The 22,337-nt window shown below is 73.6% G+C and carries 20 protein-coding genes; 9 read left to right on the top strand and 11 right to left on the bottom strand.

Annotated elements, in window-relative coordinates:
- Positions 1–35 precede the first annotated feature (35 nt).
- Positions 36–977, bottom strand: a complete 942-nt coding sequence (locus AB0K34_RS15890) for a DUF5996 family protein (RefSeq protein WP_364549179.1) — start codon at positions 975–977, stop codon at positions 36–38.
- 111 nt (positions 978–1,088) lie between these two features.
- Here AB0K34_RS15890 and AB0K34_RS15895 point away from each other — a divergent pair, with 111 nt between their 5' ends.
- From AB0K34_RS15895 to AB0K34_RS15915, 5 genes are all read left to right on the top strand, one after another.
- Entirely contained in the window at positions 1,089–1,460 is a 372-nt protein-coding gene (locus AB0K34_RS15895; protein ID WP_364549182.1) for a DUF3054 domain-containing protein, read from the top strand.
- Positions 1,461–1,590: 130 nt separating this feature from the next.
- Positions 1,591–3,237: an AMP-binding protein gene (locus AB0K34_RS15900; protein WP_364549185.1), complete on the top strand. Its 1,647-nt coding sequence runs from the start codon at positions 1,591–1,593 to the stop codon at positions 3,235–3,237.
- A gap of 56 nt (positions 3,238–3,293) precedes the next feature.
- Positions 3,294–6,248, top strand: a complete 2,955-nt coding sequence (locus AB0K34_RS15905) for an AMP-binding protein (protein ID WP_364549188.1) — start codon at positions 3,294–3,296, stop codon at positions 6,246–6,248.
- Between the two features lie 100 nt (positions 6,249–6,348).
- Entirely contained in the window at positions 6,349–7,704 is a 1,356-nt protein-coding gene (locus tag AB0K34_RS15910) for a cytochrome P450 (protein ID WP_364549191.1), read from the top strand.
- Positions 7,701–8,510, top strand: coding sequence for an SDR family oxidoreductase (locus AB0K34_RS15915; RefSeq protein ID WP_364549194.1), 810 nt, complete (start codon positions 7,701–7,703; stop codon positions 8,508–8,510). Before AB0K34_RS15910 ends, AB0K34_RS15915 begins: the two co-directional genes overlap by 4 nt.
- A gap of 12 nt (positions 8,511–8,522) precedes the next feature.
- Here the strand turns inward: AB0K34_RS15915 and AB0K34_RS15920 are convergent, their stop codons facing one another.
- Entirely contained in the window at positions 8,523–9,383 is an 861-nt protein-coding gene (locus AB0K34_RS15920; protein ID WP_364549256.1) for an oxygenase MpaB family protein, read from the bottom strand.
- Between the two features lie 105 nt (positions 9,384–9,488).
- On the opposite strand from AB0K34_RS15920, the gene AB0K34_RS15925 reads away from it, so the two are divergent.
- Both AB0K34_RS15925 and AB0K34_RS15930 read left to right on the top strand, forming a co-directional pair.
- Positions 9,489–10,127, top strand: a complete 639-nt coding sequence (locus AB0K34_RS15925; protein WP_364549197.1) for a helix-turn-helix domain-containing protein — start codon at positions 9,489–9,491, stop codon at positions 10,125–10,127.
- 76 nt (positions 10,128–10,203) lie between these two features.
- Complete coding sequence (locus AB0K34_RS15930) at positions 10,204–11,670, top strand: carboxylesterase/lipase family protein (RefSeq protein ID WP_364549199.1); 1,467 nt, start codon at positions 10,204–10,206, stop codon at positions 11,668–11,670.
- On the opposite strand, the gene lhgO is transcribed toward AB0K34_RS15930, so the two are convergent.
- The 3 genes from lhgO to hisN all read right to left on the bottom strand — a co-directional run bounded on the left by lhgO (position 11,667) and on the right by hisN (position 14,024).
- The gene (gene lhgO, locus AB0K34_RS15935) at positions 11,667–12,854 is read right to left on the bottom strand and encodes an L-2-hydroxyglutarate oxidase (protein WP_364549201.1); all 1,188 of its coding nucleotides are present in this window, start codon (positions 12,852–12,854) and stop codon (positions 11,667–11,669) included. The genes AB0K34_RS15930 and lhgO overlap by 4 nt on opposite strands.
- Before the next feature lie 26 nt (positions 12,855–12,880).
- Positions 12,881–13,072 carry a hypothetical protein gene (locus AB0K34_RS15940; RefSeq protein WP_138639205.1) on the bottom strand — a complete coding sequence of 64 codons (192 nt, stop codon included), beginning with the start codon at positions 13,070–13,072 and terminating at the stop codon, positions 12,881–12,883.
- 148 nt (positions 13,073–13,220) lie between these two features.
- Positions 13,221–14,024: a histidinol-phosphatase gene (hisN, locus tag AB0K34_RS15945; RefSeq protein ID WP_138639206.1), complete on the bottom strand. Its 804-nt coding sequence runs from the start codon at positions 14,022–14,024 to the stop codon at positions 13,221–13,223.
- A gap of 135 nt (positions 14,025–14,159) precedes the next feature.
- On the opposite strand from hisN, the gene AB0K34_RS15950 reads away from it, so the two are divergent.
- The gene (locus tag AB0K34_RS15950; RefSeq protein ID WP_364549204.1) at positions 14,160–15,008 is read left to right on the top strand and encodes a hypothetical protein; all 849 of its coding nucleotides are present in this window, start codon (positions 14,160–14,162) and stop codon (positions 15,006–15,008) included.
- 42 nt (positions 15,009–15,050) lie between these two features.
- Here AB0K34_RS15950 and AB0K34_RS15955 read toward each other — a convergent pair whose 3' ends face one another.
- The 6 genes from AB0K34_RS15955 to AB0K34_RS15980 all read right to left on the bottom strand — a co-directional run bounded on the left by AB0K34_RS15955 (position 15,051) and on the right by AB0K34_RS15980 (position 21,388).
- Positions 15,051–16,577, bottom strand: coding sequence for a serine/threonine-protein kinase (locus AB0K34_RS15955; RefSeq protein WP_364549206.1), 1,527 nt, complete (start codon positions 16,575–16,577; stop codon positions 15,051–15,053).
- A 72-nt stretch (positions 16,578–16,649) separates the two neighbouring features.
- Positions 16,650–17,615 carry a ribosome small subunit-dependent GTPase A gene (rsgA, locus tag AB0K34_RS15960; RefSeq protein WP_364549209.1) on the bottom strand — a complete coding sequence of 322 codons (966 nt, stop codon included), beginning with the start codon at positions 17,613–17,615 and terminating at the stop codon, positions 16,650–16,652.
- A gap of 57 nt (positions 17,616–17,672) precedes the next feature.
- Positions 17,673–18,947 carry a 3-phosphoshikimate 1-carboxyvinyltransferase gene (gene aroA / locus AB0K34_RS15965; protein ID WP_364549212.1) on the bottom strand — a complete coding sequence of 425 codons (1,275 nt, stop codon included), beginning with the start codon at positions 18,945–18,947 and terminating at the stop codon, positions 17,673–17,675.
- Between the two features lie 27 nt (positions 18,948–18,974).
- Positions 18,975–19,703 (bottom strand): zf-HC2 domain-containing protein, encoded by a 729-nt coding sequence (locus AB0K34_RS15970; RefSeq protein WP_364549215.1) that lies wholly within the window; start codon positions 19,701–19,703, stop codon positions 18,975–18,977.
- Complete coding sequence (locus tag AB0K34_RS15975) at positions 19,700–20,302, bottom strand: sigma-70 family RNA polymerase sigma factor (RefSeq protein ID WP_364549218.1); 603 nt, start codon at positions 20,300–20,302, stop codon at positions 19,700–19,702. The genes AB0K34_RS15970 and AB0K34_RS15975 overlap by 4 nt, the downstream gene beginning before the upstream one ends.
- 111 nt (positions 20,303–20,413) lie before the next feature.
- Positions 20,414–21,388 carry a DoxX family membrane protein gene (locus tag AB0K34_RS15980; RefSeq protein WP_364549221.1) on the bottom strand — a complete coding sequence of 325 codons (975 nt, stop codon included), beginning with the start codon at positions 21,386–21,388 and terminating at the stop codon, positions 20,414–20,416.
- Between the two features lie 111 nt (positions 21,389–21,499).
- Between AB0K34_RS15980 and AB0K34_RS15985 the strand changes: the two genes are divergently transcribed.
- Positions 21,500–22,318 carry an SOS response-associated peptidase gene (locus tag AB0K34_RS15985; RefSeq protein ID WP_364549224.1) on the top strand — a complete coding sequence of 273 codons (819 nt, stop codon included), beginning with the start codon at positions 21,500–21,502 and terminating at the stop codon, positions 22,316–22,318.
- The last annotated feature ends 19 nt before the right edge of the window (positions 22,319–22,337 follow it).

Consider the following 22,337-nt stretch of genomic DNA (forward strand, 5'->3'; position numbering starts at 1 on the left):
CGCCCGCCCCTGGGGCTTCGCCCCTAGACCCCCCTTTAGTCCTGTTTGTGGTGGTTTAGGCGGGTTGGGGATTCTTCTAGGGTTTGTCGGTCCCAGTTTGCGTTTTCTGCTGCTGCCTCGTAGGTGGCCTGGAGAAAGTCTGCTGCTGTTGCGTCTGGGTTTGCTGAGGCTGCCACTGTTTCGTAGGGGAGGACGTACTCGCCCAGGGTCTGGTCGTAGTGGGCGCCTTGGGGGACCTTGTGGTCGGCGAAGCCCTGGGGTTCCGGGTAGGCGTAGGAGTAGAAGGCGCCCTCCTCGCCTCCGCCCGGCCAGAAGCCGGCGCTGGAGAGTTCGCCCGAATAGCCCTCCAGCATCACCCAGTCGGGGCAGTTCGGGGCGCCGCCGGGGTGGGCGGGGGCCGGGCGGCCGGAGAAGCGGGTGCAGGCCAGGTCCATCGCGCCCCAGAAGAAGTGCACCGGGCTCACCTTGCCGGTGAAGTGGGCGCGGAACGCGCCCAGGACGCGGTCGACCTGGATCAGCTGGCGCCAGAAGAGGTGCGCGGCTTCGGGATCGTAGGAGGATTTCTCGTTGTCCTCGGCGAACGGGATCGCCGGGTCCACCTCGTTCGGTGTGGCGCTGATCTGGGTTCGGATGCCCAGGTCGTCCATGGTGCTCATCAGCTCGGTGTAGAAGTCAGCCACCGGTCTCGGGGCGAGGTTCAGGTCGCGGGTCTCGCCGTTGCTGCGCCTGATGCGGAGCACGTGGTCGACGAAGTCGAACTCGATGTCGAAGGCGCCGTTCCCGTACGGGACCGACGACGTGGTCAGGCCCCTGGGGCTGACGTAGAGGGTGACCTGCCACCAGTGGTTCAGCAGCGGCTCGTGCGCCATCCGGATCTTGCCGACGATCTGCATCCACATGTGCAGCGTCTCGCGGGTGTCGGTCCAGTCCGCCAGCCGCAGGCGCGGCCAGTTCCCGTCCTCGCCTCGCTCTGCCATGACGCCTCCAGGTGACTCGGTCGTTGGCTCGGTCTGATACCCGCCCGATACCGGGAAAATGCCTGGCCGGTCCCGTGTCAGGTCACTGGTCTCCGGCTCTAGCCTGGAGGCATGCGCAACTATCTGGCGGGGCTGGCGGACGTCTGCTCCGTGCTCGTCTTCGTGGCGATCGGGCGGGCCTCGCACGAGGAGGCCGCGAGCCTGGCGGGGTTCGCCACGACCGCCTGGCCCTTCCTCGTCGGAGCCGGGGTCGGATGGGGCCTGACCCGGGCCTGGCGGCGGGCCGACGCGCTGGTGCCGACCGGGGTCGGCGTGTGGGTGTCCGCCGTCGCCGTCGGCATGGTGCTGCGGGCCGTGTCGGGGCAGGGGACGGCGCTCGCGTTCGTCATCGTGGCGACCCTGTTCCTCGGGGCCGTGCTGCTCGGGTGGCGGCTCGCCGCGCGGGTCGTGCAAGGGCGCCGGACGTCCGCCTCCGCCGGGTGACGCGCTTGTCGGGAGCCTCCAAATGACCGCCCGGTCTCTTTGACCGGTCGAACCGGTTGACGGAGGCGTCCGGTCCTGGTGAAGTTACCCGCGAGTCACGTGGGTGGCGGATCAGGGTGAAGGGAAGACGATGGCATCTGCGCTGCGCGAATGGCTGGACCGGCCGAACACCGGACGTGGCGTGCACCTCGCGGCCGACGACGGCGGCTGGGAGTACCGCGACTACGGTGAGCTGGCGTCCGCCGCGCGGCGCACCGCCGGGGCGCTGATCGAGGAGGGCGTCCGGCCGGGCGACGTCGTGTGCCTCATCCTCCCCACGGACTTCACCTGCATCGAGACGTACTTCGGCGTGTGGGCGGCGGGGGCCACCGTCTGCCTGATCACGCCGCCGCTCTTCCAGGACGGGGACGACTACGTCGCCCACGTCGCGGCCATCCTGCGGCAGGCGTCGCCGGCGCTCGTGGTGGCGTCCAAGGACCTGTCCGAGTACGCCGGGCGCGCCATGGACCAGGCCGGGATGAGCGGCGAGCCGTGGCAGCCCCGGCAGGGCGCCGAGGCCGACGTCCAGCCCGCGGGAGAGCTGGCGCTGCTGCAGTTCACGTCCGGGTCCAGCGGCGCCCCGCGCGGCGTCATGGTCACCTGGGAGAACCTGGAGGCCAACAGCGACCTCATCGCGCGGATGGCGGGGTACGAGGACGGCGACGTCGTCGCGTCCTGGCTGCCGCTCTACCACGACATGGGGCTCATCGGGACGTTCATCACGCCCATCGCGCGGCAGGGGATGCTGCGGCTCATGCGGCCCGACCACTTCATCCGCGACCCCGCACGGTGGATCCGCTGCTTCGCGGAGGCGCAGCACACGGCCGCGCCGCCGTTCGCCTACGCGTACTGCGCGCGGCGGGTCAAGCCGGAGCAGCTGGAAGGGCTCGACCTTTCGGGGTGGAAGATGGCGCTGATCGGGGCCGAGCCGATCGACCCGCACGCCCTTGAGGTGTTCGCCCAGCTCGTGGAGCCCTACGGGTTCTCGCGGTCGATGTTCAAGCCCGCCTACGGGATGGCCGAGACCACGCTGCTGGTCACCATGGACAACGCGCCCCGCGACCCGCTCGCCGTCCGGCCCGACCCGGAGGCGCTGGCGTTCGGGCAGCCCGTGCGGATCCTGGACCAGCACCGGCTCGGGGCCCAGTCGCTCGGCGCCAAGGCCGGGTGGGTCGTCGGGTGCGGGACGCCCGAGAGCGATGTGTCCGTCGTCATCGTCGACGACTCCGGGCATCCCCTGGAGGACGGGCTTCTCGGGGAGATCGTCGTCGGGGGCGCCTCGGCCTGCCCGGGGTACTACGCGGGAGCCGAGGCCAAGTCGACGCGGTTCGCGGACGGGAAGGTCTACACCGGGGACGCCGGGTTCTTCCACGAGGGGCAGCTGTTCGTCCTCGGGCGGATGGGCGACAGCATCAAGGTGCGCGGCCGGTCGGTGTACGTCGAGGACCTCGAATCCAAGATCGCCGAGGTGAGCGGGCTCGGGAAGGGCCGCATCGTGGTGGTCGGCGTGCCGGGCGCCGGGCAGAAGGGGCTCGCGCTGTTCGCCGAGACGCAGAGCGAGGAGTGGATCCCGTCCGTGCGGGAGACGCTGCGGCGCCGGGTCGGCGACGACGTCGAACTCACGATCGTGGTGGGCACCGGGCTGATCCAGCGCACCTCCAGCGGCAAGCCCCGCCGCCGGTACATGTGGGAGCGGCTGCAGGGCGGCCAGATGGACGGCGCACGGGTCGTCCGCTGATTGCTAAAGCCGGTGATAACACGACAACATGGCGGTGACGCTGTGAGAGGTCGACGATGCCGGCTGTTGCCAGAACGCTGTTCCGCCTGGGCGCCCGCCTGGGCTCCACCGCCCAGAACGCCCTGGAGGTCGCCCGCTTCGGCGGGTTCGACACCGATGAGGACGCCTCGCCGTGCGAGGTGGTGACCGAGCAGCGCGTGTACCGGCTGCGGCACTACTTCCCGGACGCGGCCGGCGGGCCCGCGGTGCTGCTCGTCCCGCCGCTGATGATCACCGCGGAGGTGTACGACATCTCCTCGCGGGTCAGCGCCGTGCGCGTCCTGCACGACCTCGGCGTCGACCCGTGGGTGGTCGACTTCGGCGCGCCCGAGCGGGAGCCCGGCGGGCTGGAGCGGACCGTCAGCGACCACGTGCTGGCGGTCAGCGACGCCGTCGACCGGATCCGCAGGGCGACCGGGCGGGACGTCCACCTCGCCGGGTATTCGCAGGGCGGCATGTTCGTCTACCAGGCCGCCGCCTACCGGCGCAGCGACGGCATCGAGTCGGTCGTGACGTTCGGCAGCCCGTCCGACACCAGCCAGGGGCTTCCGTTCGGGTTGCCGAGCTGGCTCGCGTCGGAGGGCGTCGAGCGGATCCCCGACTGGGTGCTCGGCGGGTTCGCGGTGCCGGGGTGGGTGACGCGGCTCGGGTTCCAGGCCCTGAGCCCGGTCAAGTCGGTCCGGTCGCGGGTCGACTTCATCCTGCAGCTGCACGACCGTGAGCGGCTCGCGCCCAGGGAGCGGCAGCGGCGGTTCCTGGAGCGGGACGGGTGGGTGTCGTGGCCCGGTCCCGCGCTCGCCGAGTTCCTCCGCCAGTTCATCCAGCACAACCGCATGCTCACCGGCGGGTTCGTCATCGGCGACCGGCTGGTGACGCTCGCCGACATCACCTGCCCCGTGCTGACGTTCGTCGGGGAGGTCGACGAGATCGCCTCGCCGCCGATGGTGCGCGGCATCCGCCGCGCCGCGCCGCGCGCGCAGGTGTACGAGGCGTCGCTGCGCGCCGGGCACTTCGGGCTCGTCGTCGGCAGCCTCGCGATCGCGCAGACTTGGCCCGCCGTCGCGTCGTGGGCGCTGTGGCGGGAGGGCAAGGACGAGCTTCCGGAGATCGTCGCGCCGGTCGCGGGGGACGAGGAGGCCGAGCCCGCCGGCCTGCCCGGCGGCGCGGCGGGCTACGGGCTGCACCTGGCGATGGGCATCGGGGCCAGCGCCGCGCGGTCGGCGCTCCGGACGGCGTCGCAGGTCGTCCACGGCACCCGGCAGCTCAGCGGGGAGGCCGCGCAGAACCTGCCCCGGCTGGCGCGGCTGGAGCGCATCCAGTCCGACACGCGCATGTCGATGGGGCTGCTGCTGGACGAGCAGGCCCGGGACCGGCCCGGCGAGGTCTTCTTCCTGTACCAGGGCCGCGCGCACACCCACGACGCGGCCAAGCGGCGCGTCGACGCCGTGGTGCGCGGGCTGATCCACATCGGGGTGCGGCGCGGCGACGCCGTGGGCGTGCTGATGGAGACGCGGCCGACCGCGCTGGCGCTCGTCGCGGCGCTGAGCCGGCTCGGCGCCGTCGCGGTGCTGCTGCGCCCGGACGGCGATCCGGCCGCGGAGGCGCGGCTGGGCCAGGTCACGCGGGTCATCGCGGACCCGGAGCACGCCGGGATGGCCGCGCGGCTGGACGGCGTCCAGGGCTACCTGCTCGGCGGCGTCGGGCGCGGCGACCGCGGGACGCTGATCGACATGGAGACCATCGACCCCGCGAAGGTGGAGCTGCCGGGGTGGTACCGGGCGAACCCGGGGCGCGCCGGGGACCTCGCGTTCGTGCTGTTCCGGGGCGACGGCGAGCAGTTGCGGGCCAGCCGCATCACGAACCGGCGGTGGGCTCTGTCGGCGTTCGGCACCGCCTCGTCGGCGGCGCTCTCGTCGTCCGACACCGTCTACAGCATCACTCCGCTACAGCATTCGTCCGCCTTGCTAATGAGCTTGGGCGGTGCGGTGGCCGGGGGTGCGCGGCTTGCGTTGGCGAGTTCGTTCGATCCTGAGACCTTCTGGGACGAGGCGCGCCGTTACGGGGTGACCGTCGCGTCCTATACGTGGACGATGCTGCGCGAACTCGTGAACGCGCCGCCGAACCCGGCCGAGCGGCACCACGCCGTCCGGCTGTTCATCGGGTCGGGGATGCCGCGCGGGCTGTGGCGGCGCGTCGAGGACCGGTTCGCCCCCGCGCGGGTCCTGGAGTTCTACGCCTCGACGGAGGGCGAGGCGGTGCTGGTCAACATGAGCGGCAAGAAGCCCGGCTCGCTCGGCCGGCCGCTGCCCGGCAGCGCGCGGGTCCGGCTCGCGCGGTACGACCTGGAGAAAGGGCGGCTCGCCGAGGGGCCCGACGGGTTCGCGGTCAAGAGCGAGCCCGGCGAGATCGGCATGCTGCTCGCCCGGGTCCGGCTGTCGGCGATCGGCGCGGCGGCCCGTCCGGTGCGGGGCGTGTTCTGGCCCGAGGACGCGTGGACGATCACCGGCGACCTGTTCCGCCGGGACGCCGACGGTGACTACTGGCTCGTCGGGCGGGAGACCGAGCTGATCCGCACCGCCGACGGCATCGTCCCGCCCGGCCCCATCCGCGACGCGCTCGGCGACCTGCCGTACGTCGACAGCGTCGCGGTCTACGGGATTCCTGTGGGCGGTAGGGAGCTGGCCGCCGCCGCCGTCATTCTGCGGGACGGCGGCGAGTTGAAGGCCATCGACCTGTCGGAGGCGCTGTTGCGGGTCGAGCCGGGGCTGCGGCCCGCGCTGGTGCGGGTCGTGGACGAGATGCCCGTCACGGCGGGGCGGCGGCTGCGGACGGCGCCGCTGCGGGACGAGGGCGTCCCCGCCGCCGGCGACGGCCGCGCCTACTACCGGGACAAGGCGGGCGCGTACCGGCCGCTGACGGACGCGGCGCGGCGGCGGCTGCTCCGGGCGCCGTCGGCCCGCGAGGCGCGCTGACGCGCAAGTCACGAGCGATAAGTCTGGACTTACGGGCGTCCGCTACGTTAGAACAAAGCAACAGAATCCGGTTTTTTGTTGCACGCGTCCCGGAGGGTTCATGACGAGCGTCCTCGCGCCGCCGCCGCAGGGCAGCGGCCTGAAACCGGTCCCCGGCGTGCCCGGCGTCCCCTACATCGGCAGCACGCTCGCCGTGATGCGCGACCCGATCGGGATGGCCCGCAAGCGCTACGACCAGTACGGGCCCGTCGCGTGGGGCTGGCTGCTCGGGCAGCGCACCTGCACCGTCCAGGGGCCCGAGGCCGCCGAGGTCGTCCTGGTCAACCGGGACAAGGCGTTCGCGAGCGGGCCCGCGTGGAGCTACTACATCGGGCCGTTCTTCAAGCGCGGCATCATGCTCCTCGACTTCGAGGAGCACCTGCACCACCGCCGCATCATGCAGCAGGCGTTCACGCCCGCCCGGCTGCGCGCCTACATGGACGCGATGGCGCCCGGCATCGTCAAGGGCGTCGAGGCGTGGGAGCCCGGGCCCGGCTTCAAGGTGTACGACCACATCAAGAAGCTCACGCTCGACCTCGCCGTGGACGTGTTCATGGGCGTCGACCTGGACGACGCCGAGCGCGCGCGGGTCAACGGCGCCTTCATCGACGCCGTCCGCGCGGGCACGGCCTACGTGCGGTTCCCCGTCCCCGGGCTGCGCTGGCACCGCGGGCTCCAGGCCCGCAAGGTGCTGGAGGAGTTCTTCTACCGGCACCTGCCCGCCAAGCGGCGCGACGGCGGCGACGACCTGTTCGCCGCGCTGTGCCAGGCCGAGACCGACGACGGGCAGCGGTTCACCGACGAGGACGTCGTCAACCACATGATCTTCGCGCTGATGGCGGCGCACGACACCACCACCATCACGCTGACGACGATGTCGTACTACCTGGCCAAGTTCCCCGAATGGCAGGAGCGGCTGCGCGAGGAGTCCGTCGGCCTCGGCAAGCCGCAGCCGGCCTACGCCGACCTGGACGCCTTCACCGGCATCGACATGGTGATGAAGGAGTCGCTGCGGCTGCTGCCGCCCGTCCCGGCGCTGCCCCGCAAGGTCGTCAAGGACACCTCGATCCTCGGCTACCACGTCCCCGCCGGGACGATGGTCGTGGTGCCGATGCTCAGCAACCACCACATGCCGCAGTGGTGGGCGGACCCGGAGCGGTTCGACCCCGAGCGCTTCTCGCCGGAGCGCCGCGAGGACAAGGCCCACAAGTACGCGTGGGCCCCGTTCGGCGGCGGCGCGCACAAGTGCATCGGGCTGTACTTCGCCGGGATGCAGGTGAAGACGATCCTGCACCAGGTCCTCCAGCGCTACCGCTGGAGCGTCCCCGCGCGGTACGAATGGCCCCTGGACACCACGTCCCTTCCCTCGCCGAAGGACGGGCTTCCCGTCCGGCTCGACCGCCTGGAGCAGCAATGAGCAAGGTCATCGCCATCACCGGAGCCGCGCGGGGGATCGGCCTCGCCACCGCCCGCGCCCTCAAGGCCAAGGGCGCCACCGTCATCATCGGCGACATCGACGAGGCCGCCGTCCAGGAGGCCGCCGCGTCGCTCGGCGTCACCGGCCTCACCGTGGACGTCACCTCCCGCGAGTCGTTCACCGCGTTCCTGGACGCGGCGGAGGAGGCCGCGGGGACCCTCGACGTCCTCGTCAACAACGCCGGGATCATGCCGATCGGGCCGGTCACCGACGAGAGCGACGCGGACGCCCGCCGCTGCATCGACATCAACGTCCACGGCGTGATGCTCGGCACCAAGCTCGCCCTCGGCCGGATGCTGCCGCGCCGGTCCGGGCACGTCATCAACATCGCCTCGCTCGCCGGCGTGATGTTCACCCCCGGCCTCGCCCTCTACAACGCCAGCAAGGCCGCCGTCGTCGGCTTCACCGAGGCGACCCGGCTGGAGGTGCAGGATCGGGGCGTGCACGTCAGCGCCGTGCTGCCGACGTTCACCAACACCGAGCTGGTCGCCGGGACGCGCAGCCCGAAGGGGCAGAAGAACTGCGAGCCGGAGGACATCGCCGCCGCCGTCGTCGAGCTGATCGGCAAGCCGCGCCCGCAGGTGGCGGTGCCGAAGAAGCTCGGCACGCAGGTCCGGCTCGGCGCGCTGTTCCCCGAGCGGCTCCGCCAGGCGACCTCCCGCCGCCTCGGCCTCGACAAGATCTTCCTGGAGTACGACCCCGACGCCCGCAAGGAGTACGACGCGAGGATCCGGTCGAACTCCTGATCTTCTTCTCGCTCAGGTCCGCCGCGCCTTCCGCGCCTCCCGGAAGGCGCGGCGGGCCTGCGGGAGGTAGCGGACGGACTCGGGCAGCAGCGGCCACAGCCGGTTGCCGGCGCGGACGGCCGCCGCGAAGCGGCGGTGGCGGCGCTCGTCGGCGGCGCTCCACGGCAGGTCGAGCAGCTCGCGCATGCGGGGGTGCAGGCCGCCGACCGTGATGAACCGGGCGACCGCGTTCAGCGGCGGCGACACCGCGCGCCACACCGGCGCGGGCACCCGCTTCGGGCGCGGCAGGCCCTTGGTGACGTAGCCGACGCCGTACCGGGCGGTCTTGTGGGGGACGATCTCCTCGTCCAGCATCCGCTTCCAGTACGCCTGGAACGCCTCCCAGTCCGCGGGCATGGCCCGGTCGCTGACCCCGTACATCCGGAACCAGGTCTTCGACTCCTCGTAGATGCGGCGCTTCTCGCCGTCGCCGAGCGGGCGGATGAACGTCTCGATCCCGTACAGCATGTTGTCGAGGAAGGTCGCGTGCGCCCAGTAGTAGGTCTCGGGGTCGAGGGCGTGGTAGCGGGTGCCGTCCGGCATCGTGCCCTTGATGTCGCGGTGGTAGTCGCGGACCTTGCGGCCCGTCTCGGCGGACCGCTCCGCCCCGTAGACGGTGTCCAGGATCGGCCCGGCGGAGCGTTTGACCCGCGCGAACGTCTCCTTGAAGAACACCGAGTGGTCGAGGACGCCCTGGCCGAGCGCGGGGAGCATGTTCTGCAGGACGGCCGCCCGGGGCCCGACGAGGACCATCCGGGTGTCGCCGAAGTAGCGCCAGGTCAGCGAGCCCGGTCCGAGCGGGGCCGGGGGCTGCGTCTCGGCCTGGTCCGTCATGTGCACCGCCGCGAGTGTGAGACAGAAGTACAGAACGACGATTATTGTATCTGTGTAGCATCCGGCGGGCACGGACCGGGTGCCCGATCCGGCTAGGGTGCGGCTATGACGATGGACGCGACGACCTCGGACGAGCTGCTCGCGCGGCTGTCCGAGCCCGACACCGGGGCCGACGACCTCGACACCCGCATCCTGGACGCCGCGCTCGCGGAGTTCGAGACCTACGGGCTGCGCAGGGTCAGCGTCGAGGACGTCGCCAAGCGGGCGGGGGTCGCGCGCACCACCATCTACCGGCGCTTCAGCAACAAGGAGCAGCTGCTCCAGGCGGTCATCCTGCGCGAGTGCCACCGGTTCCTCACCGCGATCGCCGAGGCCACCGAGGACCTCGGGTCCGCCGAGGAGGCCGTCGTGGAGGGGTTCGTGGTCGGGCTGCGCAGCGCCCGCACCCATCCGCTGATGAGGCGCGTCCTGGAGAGCGAGCCTGAGGCGTTCCTGCCGCAGCTCAGCATGAACGGCGGCGCGGTCATGCTCGCCGCCCGCGACATCCTCGCCGACCGGTTGCGCCGCGCCCGCCCCGGCGACGCGCAGGACCACAACACCGTCGCCGAGGTGCTGCTGCGGCTCGCGGTGTCGCTGCTGCTCGTGCCGGGCGGCGGCCTGCGGCTGGAGGACGAGGACGCCATCCGCGCCTTCGCCCGCGACTACCTCACCCGGATGCTCCGCCCCGCGCCCCGGGACGGGTGACCGGGGGCGTTCCGCCGCCGCCGTCCGTCCCGTACGCTCTGGTCATCGAACTTCGTTCTAGAACCGGAGGCGCGGCATGGAGGCGGTCGTCCAGACGTCCCACGGAAAGGTGCGCGGCAGGACGCGGGACGGCGTCACCGCCTTCCTCGGCATCCCCTACGCCGCGCCGCCGTTCGGGCCGAACCGCTTCCGGGAGCCGCGCCCGCCGGAGCCGTGGGACGGCGTCCGCGACGCCTTCGAGTACGGGCCGACCGCGCCGAAGCCCGGCTACCCCAAGCCGTACGACGCCCTGCTGCCCGACCCCGACATCCCGGGTGAGGACTGCCTCAACCTGAACGTCTGGACGCCGGAGCCGGGGGCCACCGGGCTGCCCGTGATGGTGTGGATCCACGGCGGCGCGTTCCGCAACGGGTCCGGCGCCGTCCCCGTCTACAGCGGGCGCAACTTCGCCCGCGACGGCGTCGTCTGCGTGACCGTCAACTACCGGCTCGGCGTCGAGGGCTTCGCGAACCTGCCGGGCGCCCCGCTCAACCGGGGGCTGCTCGACCAGATCGCCGCGCTGGAGTGGGTCCGCGACAACATCGCGGCCTTCGGCGGCGACCCGGGCAACGTCACCGTCTTCGGCGAGTCGGCGGGCGGGATGAGCGTCACCACCCTGCTCTCCCTCGACCTCGGGCTGTTCCGGCGTGCGATCGCGCAGAGCGGCGCGGGCAGCATCGCGCAGGACCCGGACGACGCCATGCTCGTCACGAAGGAGATGGCCGCCCGGCTCGGCATCGAGCCGACCGCGGAGGCGTTCGCGGCGCTCGACCCGGCCGCGATCCTGCCCGCGCAGTCGTCCGTCGCCGCCGAGGTCTCGATGGTCCCCGACCCCGGCCGGTGGGGCGCCACCACCGCGGCGGGCGGCATGTCCCTCACCCCGGTGCTGGACGGCGCGCTGCTCGCCCGGCGGCCCGAGGACGCCATCGCCGCCGGCGCCGGCCGCGACGTCGACCTCCTCATCGGCTACACCTCCGAGGAGTTCCGGTTCTTCCTGATGCCGACCGGCCTCGCGGACCAGCTCACCGACGAGGTCGTGGGCCTCGTCACCACCGGGATGGGCGTCCCGGCCGGGCTGCCCGGCGCCTACCGGGACCGGTACCCGGAGCTGACGGCGGGCGAGCTGATGGCGACGATCATCACCGACCACCTGTTCCGGATCCCGGCGAACCGCGCCGCCGCCGGGCACGCCGCCTCCGGCGGCCGCACCTGGATGTACGAGTTCGCGTGGCGGTCGCCGAACCACGGCCTCGGCGCCTGCCACGCCCTCGAACTGGGCTTCGTGTTCGACAACCTGACCGCCGAGGAGGAGGGGCTGACCGGGCCGAACCCGCCGCAGGCCCTCGCCGACCGGATGCACCGCCACTGGGTGGACTTCGCGGCCTCCGGCGACCCCGGCTGGGAGCGCTTCGACCCGTCCGCGCGGCCGGTGCGGACGTTCGACGGGCCGGGCGACGCGACCGCCGCCGACCCGCGCGGCGACGTCCGCAAGCTCTGGGACTAGAGCCGCTCGACCACGTGCTCGGCGATGGCCAGGGAGGACGTCGCCGCCGGGGACGGGGCGTTGCGGACCGTCACGACCGGTCCGACGCGCCCGATGCGGAAGTCGTCGACGAGCGAGCCGTCGGGGTCCACCGCCTGCGCGCGGACCCCGGCGGGCGCCGCGACGACGTCGACGGCCGTGAGCGCCGGGACGAACCCGCGCGCCTCGGCGACGAACGCCCGCTTCACCGCCGACCCGTACAGCTCCTTCGCGCCCGTCCGCCAGTGCCGCCGCGCAAGGTGGCGGAAGCCGGGCCAGCGGACCGTCTCCCACACGTCGCCGGGGCGGACATCCCGCCGCCGGTAGCCCTCCCTGGCCAGCGCCAGGACGGCGTTGGGGCCGATGTCCACGCCGCCGTCCACGCGCCGCGTGAAGTGCACGCCGAGGAACGGGTAGCGGGGGTCGGGCACCGGGTAGATCAGGCCGCGGACCAGGGCCGTCCGGGACGGGACGAGCCGGTAGTACTCGCCCCGGAACGGGATGATCGCCGGGGCGGGCGCGTCGCCGGCCAGGCGCGCCACCCGGTCCGATTGGAGCCCCGCGCACACGACGAGGCGGTCGAAGACCAGCTCCTCGTGCGGGGACGCGACCGTGACCCGGTCGCCGGCCCGGCCGAGCCGGACGACCTCGAAGCCGAGCCTGATCTCGCCGCCGGCCGCGGCGACGTCCGCGGCGAACGCGCGGGCGACCGCCGGGAAGTCGGCGATCGCCGTGGTGGGGGAGTGCAGCGCGGCGACCCCGGCGGCGTGCGGCTCGATCTCCCGCAGCCCGCCGCCCGTCAGGCGGCGCAGGCCCGGGACGCCGTTGGCGGTCGCGCGCCGCTCGATCTCGTCCAGCGCGGCCAGTTCGGACGCGTCGCGCGCCACGACGACCTTGCCGCACTCCTCGTAGGGCAGGTTCCGGTCGGTGCAGTACTCCTTGAGCAGCCCGATCCCGCGCCTGCACAGCGTCGCCTTGAGCGAGCCGGGCGCGTAGTACAGGCCCGCGTGGGCGACGCCGCTGTTGTGGCCCGTCTGGTGGGCCGCGACGCGGTCCTCCTTGTCGAGGACCGTCACCCGGACGCCGGGACGCGTCTCCGCCAGCCGGCGCGCGATCGCCAGCCCGAGGATCCCCGCGCCGACGACCCCGACCCGTGTTTCCGCCACCCCCGCACCCTAACGGGCGCCGGGCCTCAGCTCCCGAGCCGCTTGCGGCCCTGCGACCGGACCCGCTTGCGCTGCGACGGGTCGAGCATCATGTAGCCGACGAGCGGCGCGCCGAGGACGCCGAGGATGATCAGCGCGCTCAGCCACCACGGGAAGACGAACAGGGTCAGGAAGCCGACGACGACGCCGCCGATCACTACCTTGGTCTGGGTCGACATCTGGTACCTCCGTTAAGGGCCGCCCATCCGGGACACCGCCCATCTGGTACAACGGCCGCCCCGCGACCGCTGTTCCACGATATGTCGCGAGTGGGGCGGATGGCCATCATGATCTGGCCGCGCGGAGGGTATGCCCAGCGCGGGGAGGTCAGATGCGCAGGGACAGCTGGCCGCCGCCCAGGGCGCGCAGGACGTCGGCGTGCAGCCTGCCGTTCGAGCAGACCACGCTGCCGCCGTCCGGGCCCGGGACGCCGGACAGGTCGGTGAACATGCCGCCCGCCTCCTCCACGATCACCTGGAGGGCGGCGAGGTCCCACAGCGACACCTCCGGCTCGGTGGAGATGTCGACCGCGCCCTCGGCGACCATCATGTGCGACCAGAAGTCGCCGAACGCCCGCGTCCGCCACACCGACCGGGTCAGGTCGAGGAACTGGGTGAGGCGGCCCTGCTCCTCCCAGCCGCTCAGGCTGGAGAACGACAGCGACGCGTCGGCGAGGTCGCCCACCGACGACACGTTCATCCGGGTGGCGCGGGTGAGGCTGCGGCCCGTCCAGGCGCCGCCGCCGCGGGCCGCCCACCAGCGCTTGTTCAGCGCGGGCGCCGACACCACGCCGACCACGATCTCGTCGTTCTCCATCAGCGCGATCAGCGTCGCCCACACCGGCACGCCGCGCACGAAGTTCTTCGTCGCGTCGATCGGGTCGATGATCCAGCAGCGGTTCCCGTAGCCCGTCTTGCCGTACTCCTCGCCGATGACCGCGTCCCGCGGGCGGGCCCGCTTCAGCGTGCCGCGGATCTGCTCCTCCACGCTGCGGTCGGCGTCGCTGACCGGCGTCAGGTCCGGCTTGGTCTCGATGTCGAGATCGAGGGCGCGGAAACGCCTGGTCGTGATGTCGTCGGCCCCGTCCGCCAGCACATGCGCGAGACGAAGGTCATCGGAATAGCCCGCCACGGCGTGCAACGCTACCCTGATCGCCCCCGCCCGGACACACCCGTCCGTGCCGTACCGGCCTTTCCGGCGTCCGGACGTGGCGCGCCGGGCCGCGATCGCCGGTTTCGGGGGGCGGGTGGTGGCAGCATGGGGGCCATGGCGCACGACCTTCCCGCATGGGTGGCCGAGCTGACCGACCCGCGCCGGGCGGAAACGCTCGACGAGCTCGCCGACCGCCTCGTCCCCCTCGCCGAGCACGCGATCGACGTCTCCCGCCGGTTGCAGGCGCAGCTCAACGAGCTCAACGACCCGTTCAAACGCGAGGCCCTCTACGGGCGCGTGGACCGGCTGAAGGCCCGGGTGGGCGAGGCCCTCGACGAGATCACGGCGGAGATCGCCGCGTCCGGGGCCGAGCGCATCGAGCGGGTCTGGGCGGACTGGGCCGGCCGCGCCGGTCCCGGCGACCGCGGCGCGTGGGAGCGCGAGCTGCGCCGGCTGCTGGACCGCGACGTCGTGCCCGTCCTGTCCCGGCAGCAGGAGGACGTCGCCGCACGCGTCGCCGAACGCACCTCCAAGGCGCTGGAGGCGGCGACGCAGACGCTGCTGACGCGGGTTGAGGAGCTGGCCAAGGCGGTCACCGACCTGATCCACGACGTGCTGCCGCTGGCCCGCGAGGGCCTGGAGCTGGCGAGCCGCATCTCGACGCTGTCCGGCCACGCCCGCAAGGCGGGCCGGGGGCCGGTCCCCGACGAGCTGAAGAGCGCGGGCGCCGAGACGTCCCGGGCGTTCGACGAGGCCGTCGCGCGGCTGGAGCTGGAGTGGTCCGCGCTCGGCGCCCGGTCGGCGACCGTGCGGGCGGCGCTGCGCGGCGCGGAGGAGACCGCGTTCAGCCACGTCACCGAGGAGATGACCCGCTGCGTGGAGGAGCTCGCGCCCCGGCACGTCGAGGCGCTGAACGAGGCCGAGGCCAAGGCCCGCACCCTGTTCGAGGAGTCGCGCGGGTAAGTCCGGGGGGCGCGGCCGGGCCGCGCCGCTAGGACTTCATGGTCAGGACTTCATGGTGAGGCTCTGCAGGAACGTATCGTAGTAGGCGACGCTCTCGTCCCAGTGCGCCTGGTCGGTCGCCAGCAGCGCCTGGTAGAGGACGCCGCCCGAGCCGAACACCCGCACGCGCGCGCGGCCGGGCGTGCCGTTCTTGGTGAAGGTGAACTGCAGTTCGGCCGCCGGCCCGTACTTGTACGGGACGCTCCGCTCGAAGCTCTCCTGCTTGAAGTCGGGATACGACCCCGTGTCGCTCTTCATCTGGCCGATCGCGGCCGCCAGGCCGTCACCGGGGCTCTGAAAGGACGAGCCGAGGCGCTGGAACGCCAGACCCCGCGTCACGCCCTTCGTCTCGTCGGTGAACGTGACGTCGTCGCCCTCGGCCTCCTCCTTCCACCCCTTGGGGACGGCTACGACGAAGCTCGACCCGCGGTAGATCCGGTAGTCGGCGGGCGGCGAGGAGGGCGCGGACGACGCCGGCGACGGCGTTCCCGACGTCGAGGTGCCGGGCCGGCCGCTCGGGTTCTGCTCGTTGCCGTTGCTGGTGAAGATGACGACCACGATGACGGCGACGGCGAGCGCGGCCGCGAAGACGCCCGCGGGCACGATCAGCGGCCACGGCACCCGCCGCCGCGGCGGGGGCGGCGGCGGGGGAGCCGTCGGGGCGGTGCCGGGCGGCGGCAGCGTGATGTCGTGCGGCGGCGGGCCGGGCGCGATGGCCGGCGGCGCGGCGTCGGCGGCCCGGCGGAGCAGGCGCCGGGCCTCGTCGGGGCCGATCCGCTGCGCGGGGTCCTTGCGCAGCAGCCCGTGCAGGACGGGCGCCAGCGGCCCGGCGAGGCGCAGCGGGTCCGGGTCGTCGGACAGGACGGCGGCCATCACGCCCCACACGTCCGGCCGCGCGAACGGCGGGCGCCCCTCCACGGCGGCGTAGAGCGTCCCGCCCAGCGACCACAGGTCGGACGCCGGGGTCGCCTTCTGGTGCCGGGCCTGCTCGGGCGCCAGGTACGCGGGGGACCCGACGATCGCGCCCGCCTGGGTGAGGGTCTCGTCGCCCGCCACGGTCGCGATCCCGAAGTCGGTGAGGACGGCCCGGCCGCCCGGCAGCAGCACGTTCCCCGGCTTGACGTCGCGGTGCACGACCCCGGCCGCGTGCGCCGCGCCGAGCACGTCGAGCAGGTCGAGGCCGATCGCCGCGACCCGCGCGGGCGGCAGCGGCCCCTCCCGCCTGAGGACCCGGTCCAGCGACTCCGCCCGGACGAACTGCATGACGATCCAGGGCCGGCCGTCCTCCTCGACGACGTCGTGGACCGTCACGATGCCCGGGTGGTCGAGCCGCGCCGCCGACCGCGCCTCCCGGAACGTCCGCGCGTACAGCCGCTCGACCTGCGCCTCGTCCAGGCCCTGCGGCAGCGTCACCTCCTTGACCGCGACCTCGCGGTCCAGCGTCCGGTCGCGGGCCCGCCAGACGGCGCCCATCCCGCCCCGGCCGAGCACCTCCACGAGCTCGTACCGCGCCGCGATCAACTGAGGCATGAAGGGGACCTTACCGACGCGGACGGCGAGCCGTCGCGGGCAATGCGAAGGCGAGGCGCGGGCGACGCCCGGCTATTCGGCGTCCGACTCCCGGCTGGCGAGCAGGCGGCGCAGCGAGTCCAGCCGGGCCTGCGAGGCGTGCCCGTCGGCGACCCACCCGTCCAGGCCGCAGTCGTCCTGGAAGTGGTCGCAGTGCGGCGGGCAGCGCTCGGCGGCGCCCTCGGCCAGGTCGTCGAACGCGTTGATCACGTTCTCCGGGTCGACGTGCGCCAGCCCGAAGCTCCGCACGCCCGGGGTGTCGATGATCCAGCCGTCGCCGCCGGGCAGCTCCAGCGCGATCGCCGACGAGGAGGTGTGCCGGCCGCGGCCGGTCACCGCGTTGACATGGCTGACCGCGCGCTCGGCGTCCGGGACGAGCGCGTTCACCAGCGTCGACTTGCCGACGCCGGAGTGCCCGACGAGGACGCTGGTGCGCCCCGCCAGATGGCCGCGCAGCTCGTCGAGGCCGCCGCCGCGCCGGGTCACCACGTACGGGACGCCGAGCGGCGCGTACTCGGCGACCAGCGCCTCCGCGCCGGCGAGGTCGGCCTTGGTCAGGCAGAGCAGCGGCTCCATCCCGGCGTCGTAGGCGGCGACGAGCTGCCGGTCGATCATGCGGGGGCGCGGCTCCGGGTCGGCCAGCGCGGTCACGATCGCGAGCTGGTCGGCGTTCGCGACGATGATCCGCTCGAACGGGTCGGTGTCGTCGGCGGTGCGGCGCAGCGAGGAGGTGCGCGGCTCCACCCGGACGATCCGGGCGAGGGTGTCGGCGGCGCCGGACACGTCCCCGACCACCGCCACCCGGTCGCCCACGACCACGCCCTTGCGGCCGAGCTCGCGGGCGCGCATCGCGGTCACGGCGCGCTCGTCGTCGGTGCCGAGATCCACCAGGCAGCGGTAGCGGCCCCGGTCCACGGCCGTCACGAAGCCGGGGGAGGCGTCATCGTGCGCGGGACGGCGGCGGGTGCGCGGCCGCGACCCGCGGCGCCCGGGCCGCACCCGGACGTCGTCCTCGTCGTAGTCGTGTGCTCGTCGAGCCAGTGTCCGCCCCTGCCGTCAGGCGGGCGCCTGCAGGGACGCCCACAACCGAGTGAAGTTCGGAAGAGTCTTGCCCACGGTCTCCGGATTCTCCACTTCGATGCCGGGAACGGCCAGTCCGAGCACCGCCGCCGCCATCACCATCCGGTGGTCGTCGTAGGTGTGGAACACGCCGCCGTGCAGCGGGCGGGGCCGGATCTCCAGCCCGTCCGGCAGCTCGGCGGCGTCGCCGCCCAGCCCGTTGATCTCGGCGACCAGCGCGGCCAGCCGGTCGGTCTCGTGCCCGCGCAGGTGCGCGATGCCGGTCAGCCGGGACGGCGAGCCGGCCAGCGCGCACAGCGCCGCGAGCACCGGGGTCAGCTCGCCGACCTCGTGCAGGTCGGCCTCCAGGCCGCGGAACCCGCCGGCGGGGCCCCGCACGGTCAGGCCGTCCGGCCCGTGCGACACCTCCGCGCCCATCTCGGTGAGCAGGCCGCGCAGCGCGTCGCCCGGCTGCGTCGTCCGCGCGGGCCAGCCCGGCACGGTCACCCGCCCGCCGGTGACGAGCGCGGCGCCGAGGAACTGCGCCGAGTTCGACAGGTCGGGCTCGATCACCCACTCGCGGCCCCGGAGCGGGCCGGGGGCCACCCGCCAGACGTTCTCTTCGGCCTCGACCACCGCGCCCGCCTCGCGGAGCATCTCGACGGTCATCGCCAGGTGCGCGCCCGACGGCACCGGCGGGCCCTCGTGCCGGACCTCCACGCCCTTCTCGAAACGCGGCGCGGCCAGCAGGAGCCCCGACACCAGCTGGGACGACCCGGACGCGTCGATCACCACCGCGCCGCCGCCCACGGACCCCGTCCCGCGCACGGTGAACGGGAGCGCGCCCCGCCCGCCGTCGTCGATGCCGGCGCCGAGCGCCCGCAACGCGGTGATGATCGGGCCCATCGGCCGCTCCCGGGCGCGCGGGTCGCCGTCCACGGACACCTCGCCGGCGGCGAGCGCCGCGACCGGCGGCAGGAACCGCATCACCGTCCCGGCCAGGCCCGTGTCGACGCGCGCCGGGCCGCGCAGCTCACCCGGGGTGACCAGCCAGTCGTCGCCGTCCTCGGCCACCCCGGTGCCGAGCGCGCGCAGCGCGGCGGCCATCAGGTCGGTGTCGCGGCTGCGCAGCGGCCGGACGATCCGGCCGGGCGCGGCGGCGAGCGCGGCCAGCACCAGCGCCCGGTTCGTCATCGACTTCGAGCCGGGCAGCGGGACCACGGCGTCCACCGGGGCGTGCGCGACGGGGGCGGACCAATGCGGAGAGGGCATGCCCCAAGGCTATCGGGCCGCGGCAGGTCAAAGCGGGATGGTGAGGAGCGTCCCGCCGCCGTCCAGCCTGACCACGAAGCTGCTGATCTCGCCCATGTCGAGCCCCGTCCCGCCCTGCATGACGAGCGGCTTGGGCTGGCCCGGCACGCCGTAGCCCTTGTCGGGGACGCGCCAGCCCGCGACGACGCTGCGCTCGCCGTCCTTCGAGACGGCCTCCAGGTGGCACCGCAGCGGCCCCTTGATGCCGCGCAGCTCCAGGCTGACCTGCGTGCCCCAGCCCTTGTCGACCAGCCCGACCGTCCCGGACGCGCCGGTGCCCGCGTCGGTCGCGTGGAACTGCCGGCCCGCGACGGGCTGCGCCACCGGCGGCGGCTGCCGCTGCTCGCCCTCCTCGCCGAGCGCGGCGCCGATCGCGACGCCCGCGCCCAGCGCCACCGCCGCGGCGGCCGTGCCGACCACGTACGCGCCCCGGCGGAACCTCCGGTCGGCGCGCCGCCGGCCGCGCACCATGTCGAGGACGGCGGCCGGGGGTGTGGACGGCTCGTCCTCACCCGCCTCCGCCTCCTCCCCGCCCGGGGACAGGCCCGGCTCGGGCACCAGCGAGAAGAGGGCCCCGGCCGTCCCCGACAGCTCGCCCAGCTCGGCCTGGCAGCGGCCGCAGCCGGCCAGATGCGCCTCGAACGCCCGCCGGTCGCCGGGTTCGAGAAGGCCGAGCGCGTAGGCGCCGACATCGGTGTGCTCGATCTGGGAACTCACGAGGTCACCCCCCTCTCCTCCAAGGCGACGCGCAGGGCGCGCAGCGCGTAGTAGACGCGGGACTTGACCGTCCCCACCGGGATGCCGAGGTGCTCGGCGGCCTGGTTCACCGTCCGGTCGCGCAGCACCGTCTCCGTCAGCGCCTGCCGGTGCGCGGGCGACAGGGACTCCAGGGCCTCCGCCACGACGACCTTGCGCAGCAGGCCGTCCAGCTCGTCCGCCATCGGCACGTTCTCCAGGGGGCCGTCGCCGACCTCCGGCGGCCGGACCTCGCGCTGCCGCCGGTGGTCGATCACGATACGCCGGGAGACCGTGGCCAGCCACGGCATCAGCGACGAGGTCCGGTCGTCCAGCCGGTCCGCGCTGCGCCACGCCCTGATCATGGTCTCCTGCACCACGTCCTCGGCCCACTGGCGGTCACCGCCGGTCAGCCGGAGGACGAACGCGAGGAGGGGCCGATGGTACTCGCGGTAGAGCGCGGTGACCATGTCCTCGTCGTCCGGGGCGGTGGCGCCGCCGGGCGGGCGTGCCGGGCCGGGGCGGCGGAGCAGGCTCCGCAACCCGCCGGGCCGGCGGCCGGTCGATCCGGGAAGTGCCATGGCCGGGGCGTCTCCGGGGTGCTCGAATGCGGGCGGTCGTCAAGCAGTACGGAACCGCTCCGCCCCCGGGTTCAACCGTCTTGAGGGTCTTTTAAGGCTCTCTTCGGAAAGTCAGCGCTTGACCGCCTCCAGGACCTTGCCCGCCTGGACGGCCGTGCCGGTCTTCACCGTCCTGCCGGCCTTCATCGCCTTCGCCGCCTGGGTGGCGGTGCCCGCCTTCATGCTCTTGCCCGCGGCCTTGCCCGCCTTCGCGGCCTTCCCCGCGCGGTGGGCCGCCGCCGTCCGCACGTCCGGGCCGGTGGAGCGGCCCCGCTTCGCCCCGCCCCGGGACGCGATGCCCTTGAGCGCGCCGGTCGCCTTGCCCGCCTTGAACGTGCCCGCGGCGCCGGCCTTCGTCAGCAGGCCCCCGGCCTTGCCCCCCGCCTTGCCCGCCTTCCCGGCCTTGAGCATGCCGCCCGGCTTGAGCATGCCGCCGCCCGGCTTGGCGCTCTTCTTCGTCTTGGCCGCCTTCGCGCCCTGCACGGCGGCCTTGCGCCCGGCCTCCGCGCGCGCGATCCGCACCTGGCGGGCGGCCTCCCGGCGGGCGTCCCGCAGCGTGGCGGCGGCCTCCCGGCGCATCGCCTTCGCGTCCGCGCCGCTCTTGATCTGCGTCTCGCGCAGCGCGCGGCGCAGCTCCGCGGCGCGCGGCGGGCGGCGCGGCTCGGTCGCCGCCATCAGCAGCGCGCCGAACAGCGCGGCGTTCTTCAGCAGGTGCGAGCGCTCGCTGGCGCGGCGCTCGGGGTCGTCCTCGGTCCAGTAGCGGTGCTCGGTCGCCAGCGCCGGGACCAGCTGCGCGGCGAGCAGCAGCGTCGTCAGCCGCCGGAACCGGCCGGTCAGCAGCAGCGCGCCCGTGCCGAGGCTGATCGCGCCCTCGATGCGGACGAGCGTCTCGGGGTCCTTGGGCATCCACTCGATCCGGTCGGCGACCGGCTTGACGGCCGGGCCGACCTGCTCGGCGCGCTCGCGCGGATCGCGGATGGCGTCCAGGCCGGTCATGATGTAGGGCGCCGCCACGAGCGGGCGGGCCATGGTCGTGAAGGGTCGCATGACCGGCTACATGCCCAACGCGCCGCGCCTCAAGCGCGGCCGTAAGGGGACTCACGCGTGCCGCGGCGCCATGGCGGCCGGGTGTCGCCGGCTCGTGGTGTTATGGGACCCATGTGCGGACGCTATGCCACCACCCGCGCGCGTCAGGAGCTTCTGGACGAGTTCCAGGTGCAGGTAGACGCGGTCGACGGGGACATCCAGCCCGACTACAACGTCGCGCCGACGAAGCAGGTGCCGGCGGTGCTGAACCGGCGCCCGAAGGACGCCCCGGAGGAGGAGGCCGCGGTCCGCCAGCTGCGGACGGTGCGCTGGGGGCTCGTCCCGTCCTGGGCCAAGGACCTCTCGATCGGCTCCCGGATGATCAACGCGCGGTTCGAGACCGTGCACGAGAAGCCGTCCTACCGCCGCGCGTTCGCCCGGCGCCGGTGCCTGCTGCCCGCCGACGGCTACTTCGAGTGGTACACGATCCAGGACCAGGGCGACTCGCCCGACCCGGCGGAGGGCGAGAAGAAGGCGAAGAAGAAGCCGCAGAAGCAGCCCTACTTCATCCGGCCGAACGACGGCGAGGTCATGGCGATGGCCGGGCTGTACGAGCTGTGGAAGGCGCCCGAGGGCGGTGCCGGGGGGATCGAGGAGGGTGAGTGGGTGTGGACGTGCACCGTCATCACCACCGACGCGCCCGACGACCTCGGCCGGATCCACGACCGGATGCCGATGATCGTCGAGCGGGACCGCTGGGACGCCTGGCTCGACCCGGAGCTCACCGACACCGAGCAGGTCCGCGGGCTGCTCGTGCCCGCCATGGCCGGGACAATGGACGCCTTCCCGGTGTCGAAAGCCGTCAACAGCGTGCGAAACAACGGGCCGGAACTCATAGAGCCGGTCATTTCTGGGGATAGCTCTGGTGATCAGGCCGACAGTTTGTTCTGACCCGTTGTTGTGACCGCGC

Source organism: Actinomadura sp. NPDC049382, from assembly GCF_040677125.1.
GTDB lineage: Bacteria > Actinomycetota > Actinomycetes > Streptosporangiales > Streptosporangiaceae > Spirillospora > Spirillospora geliboluensis.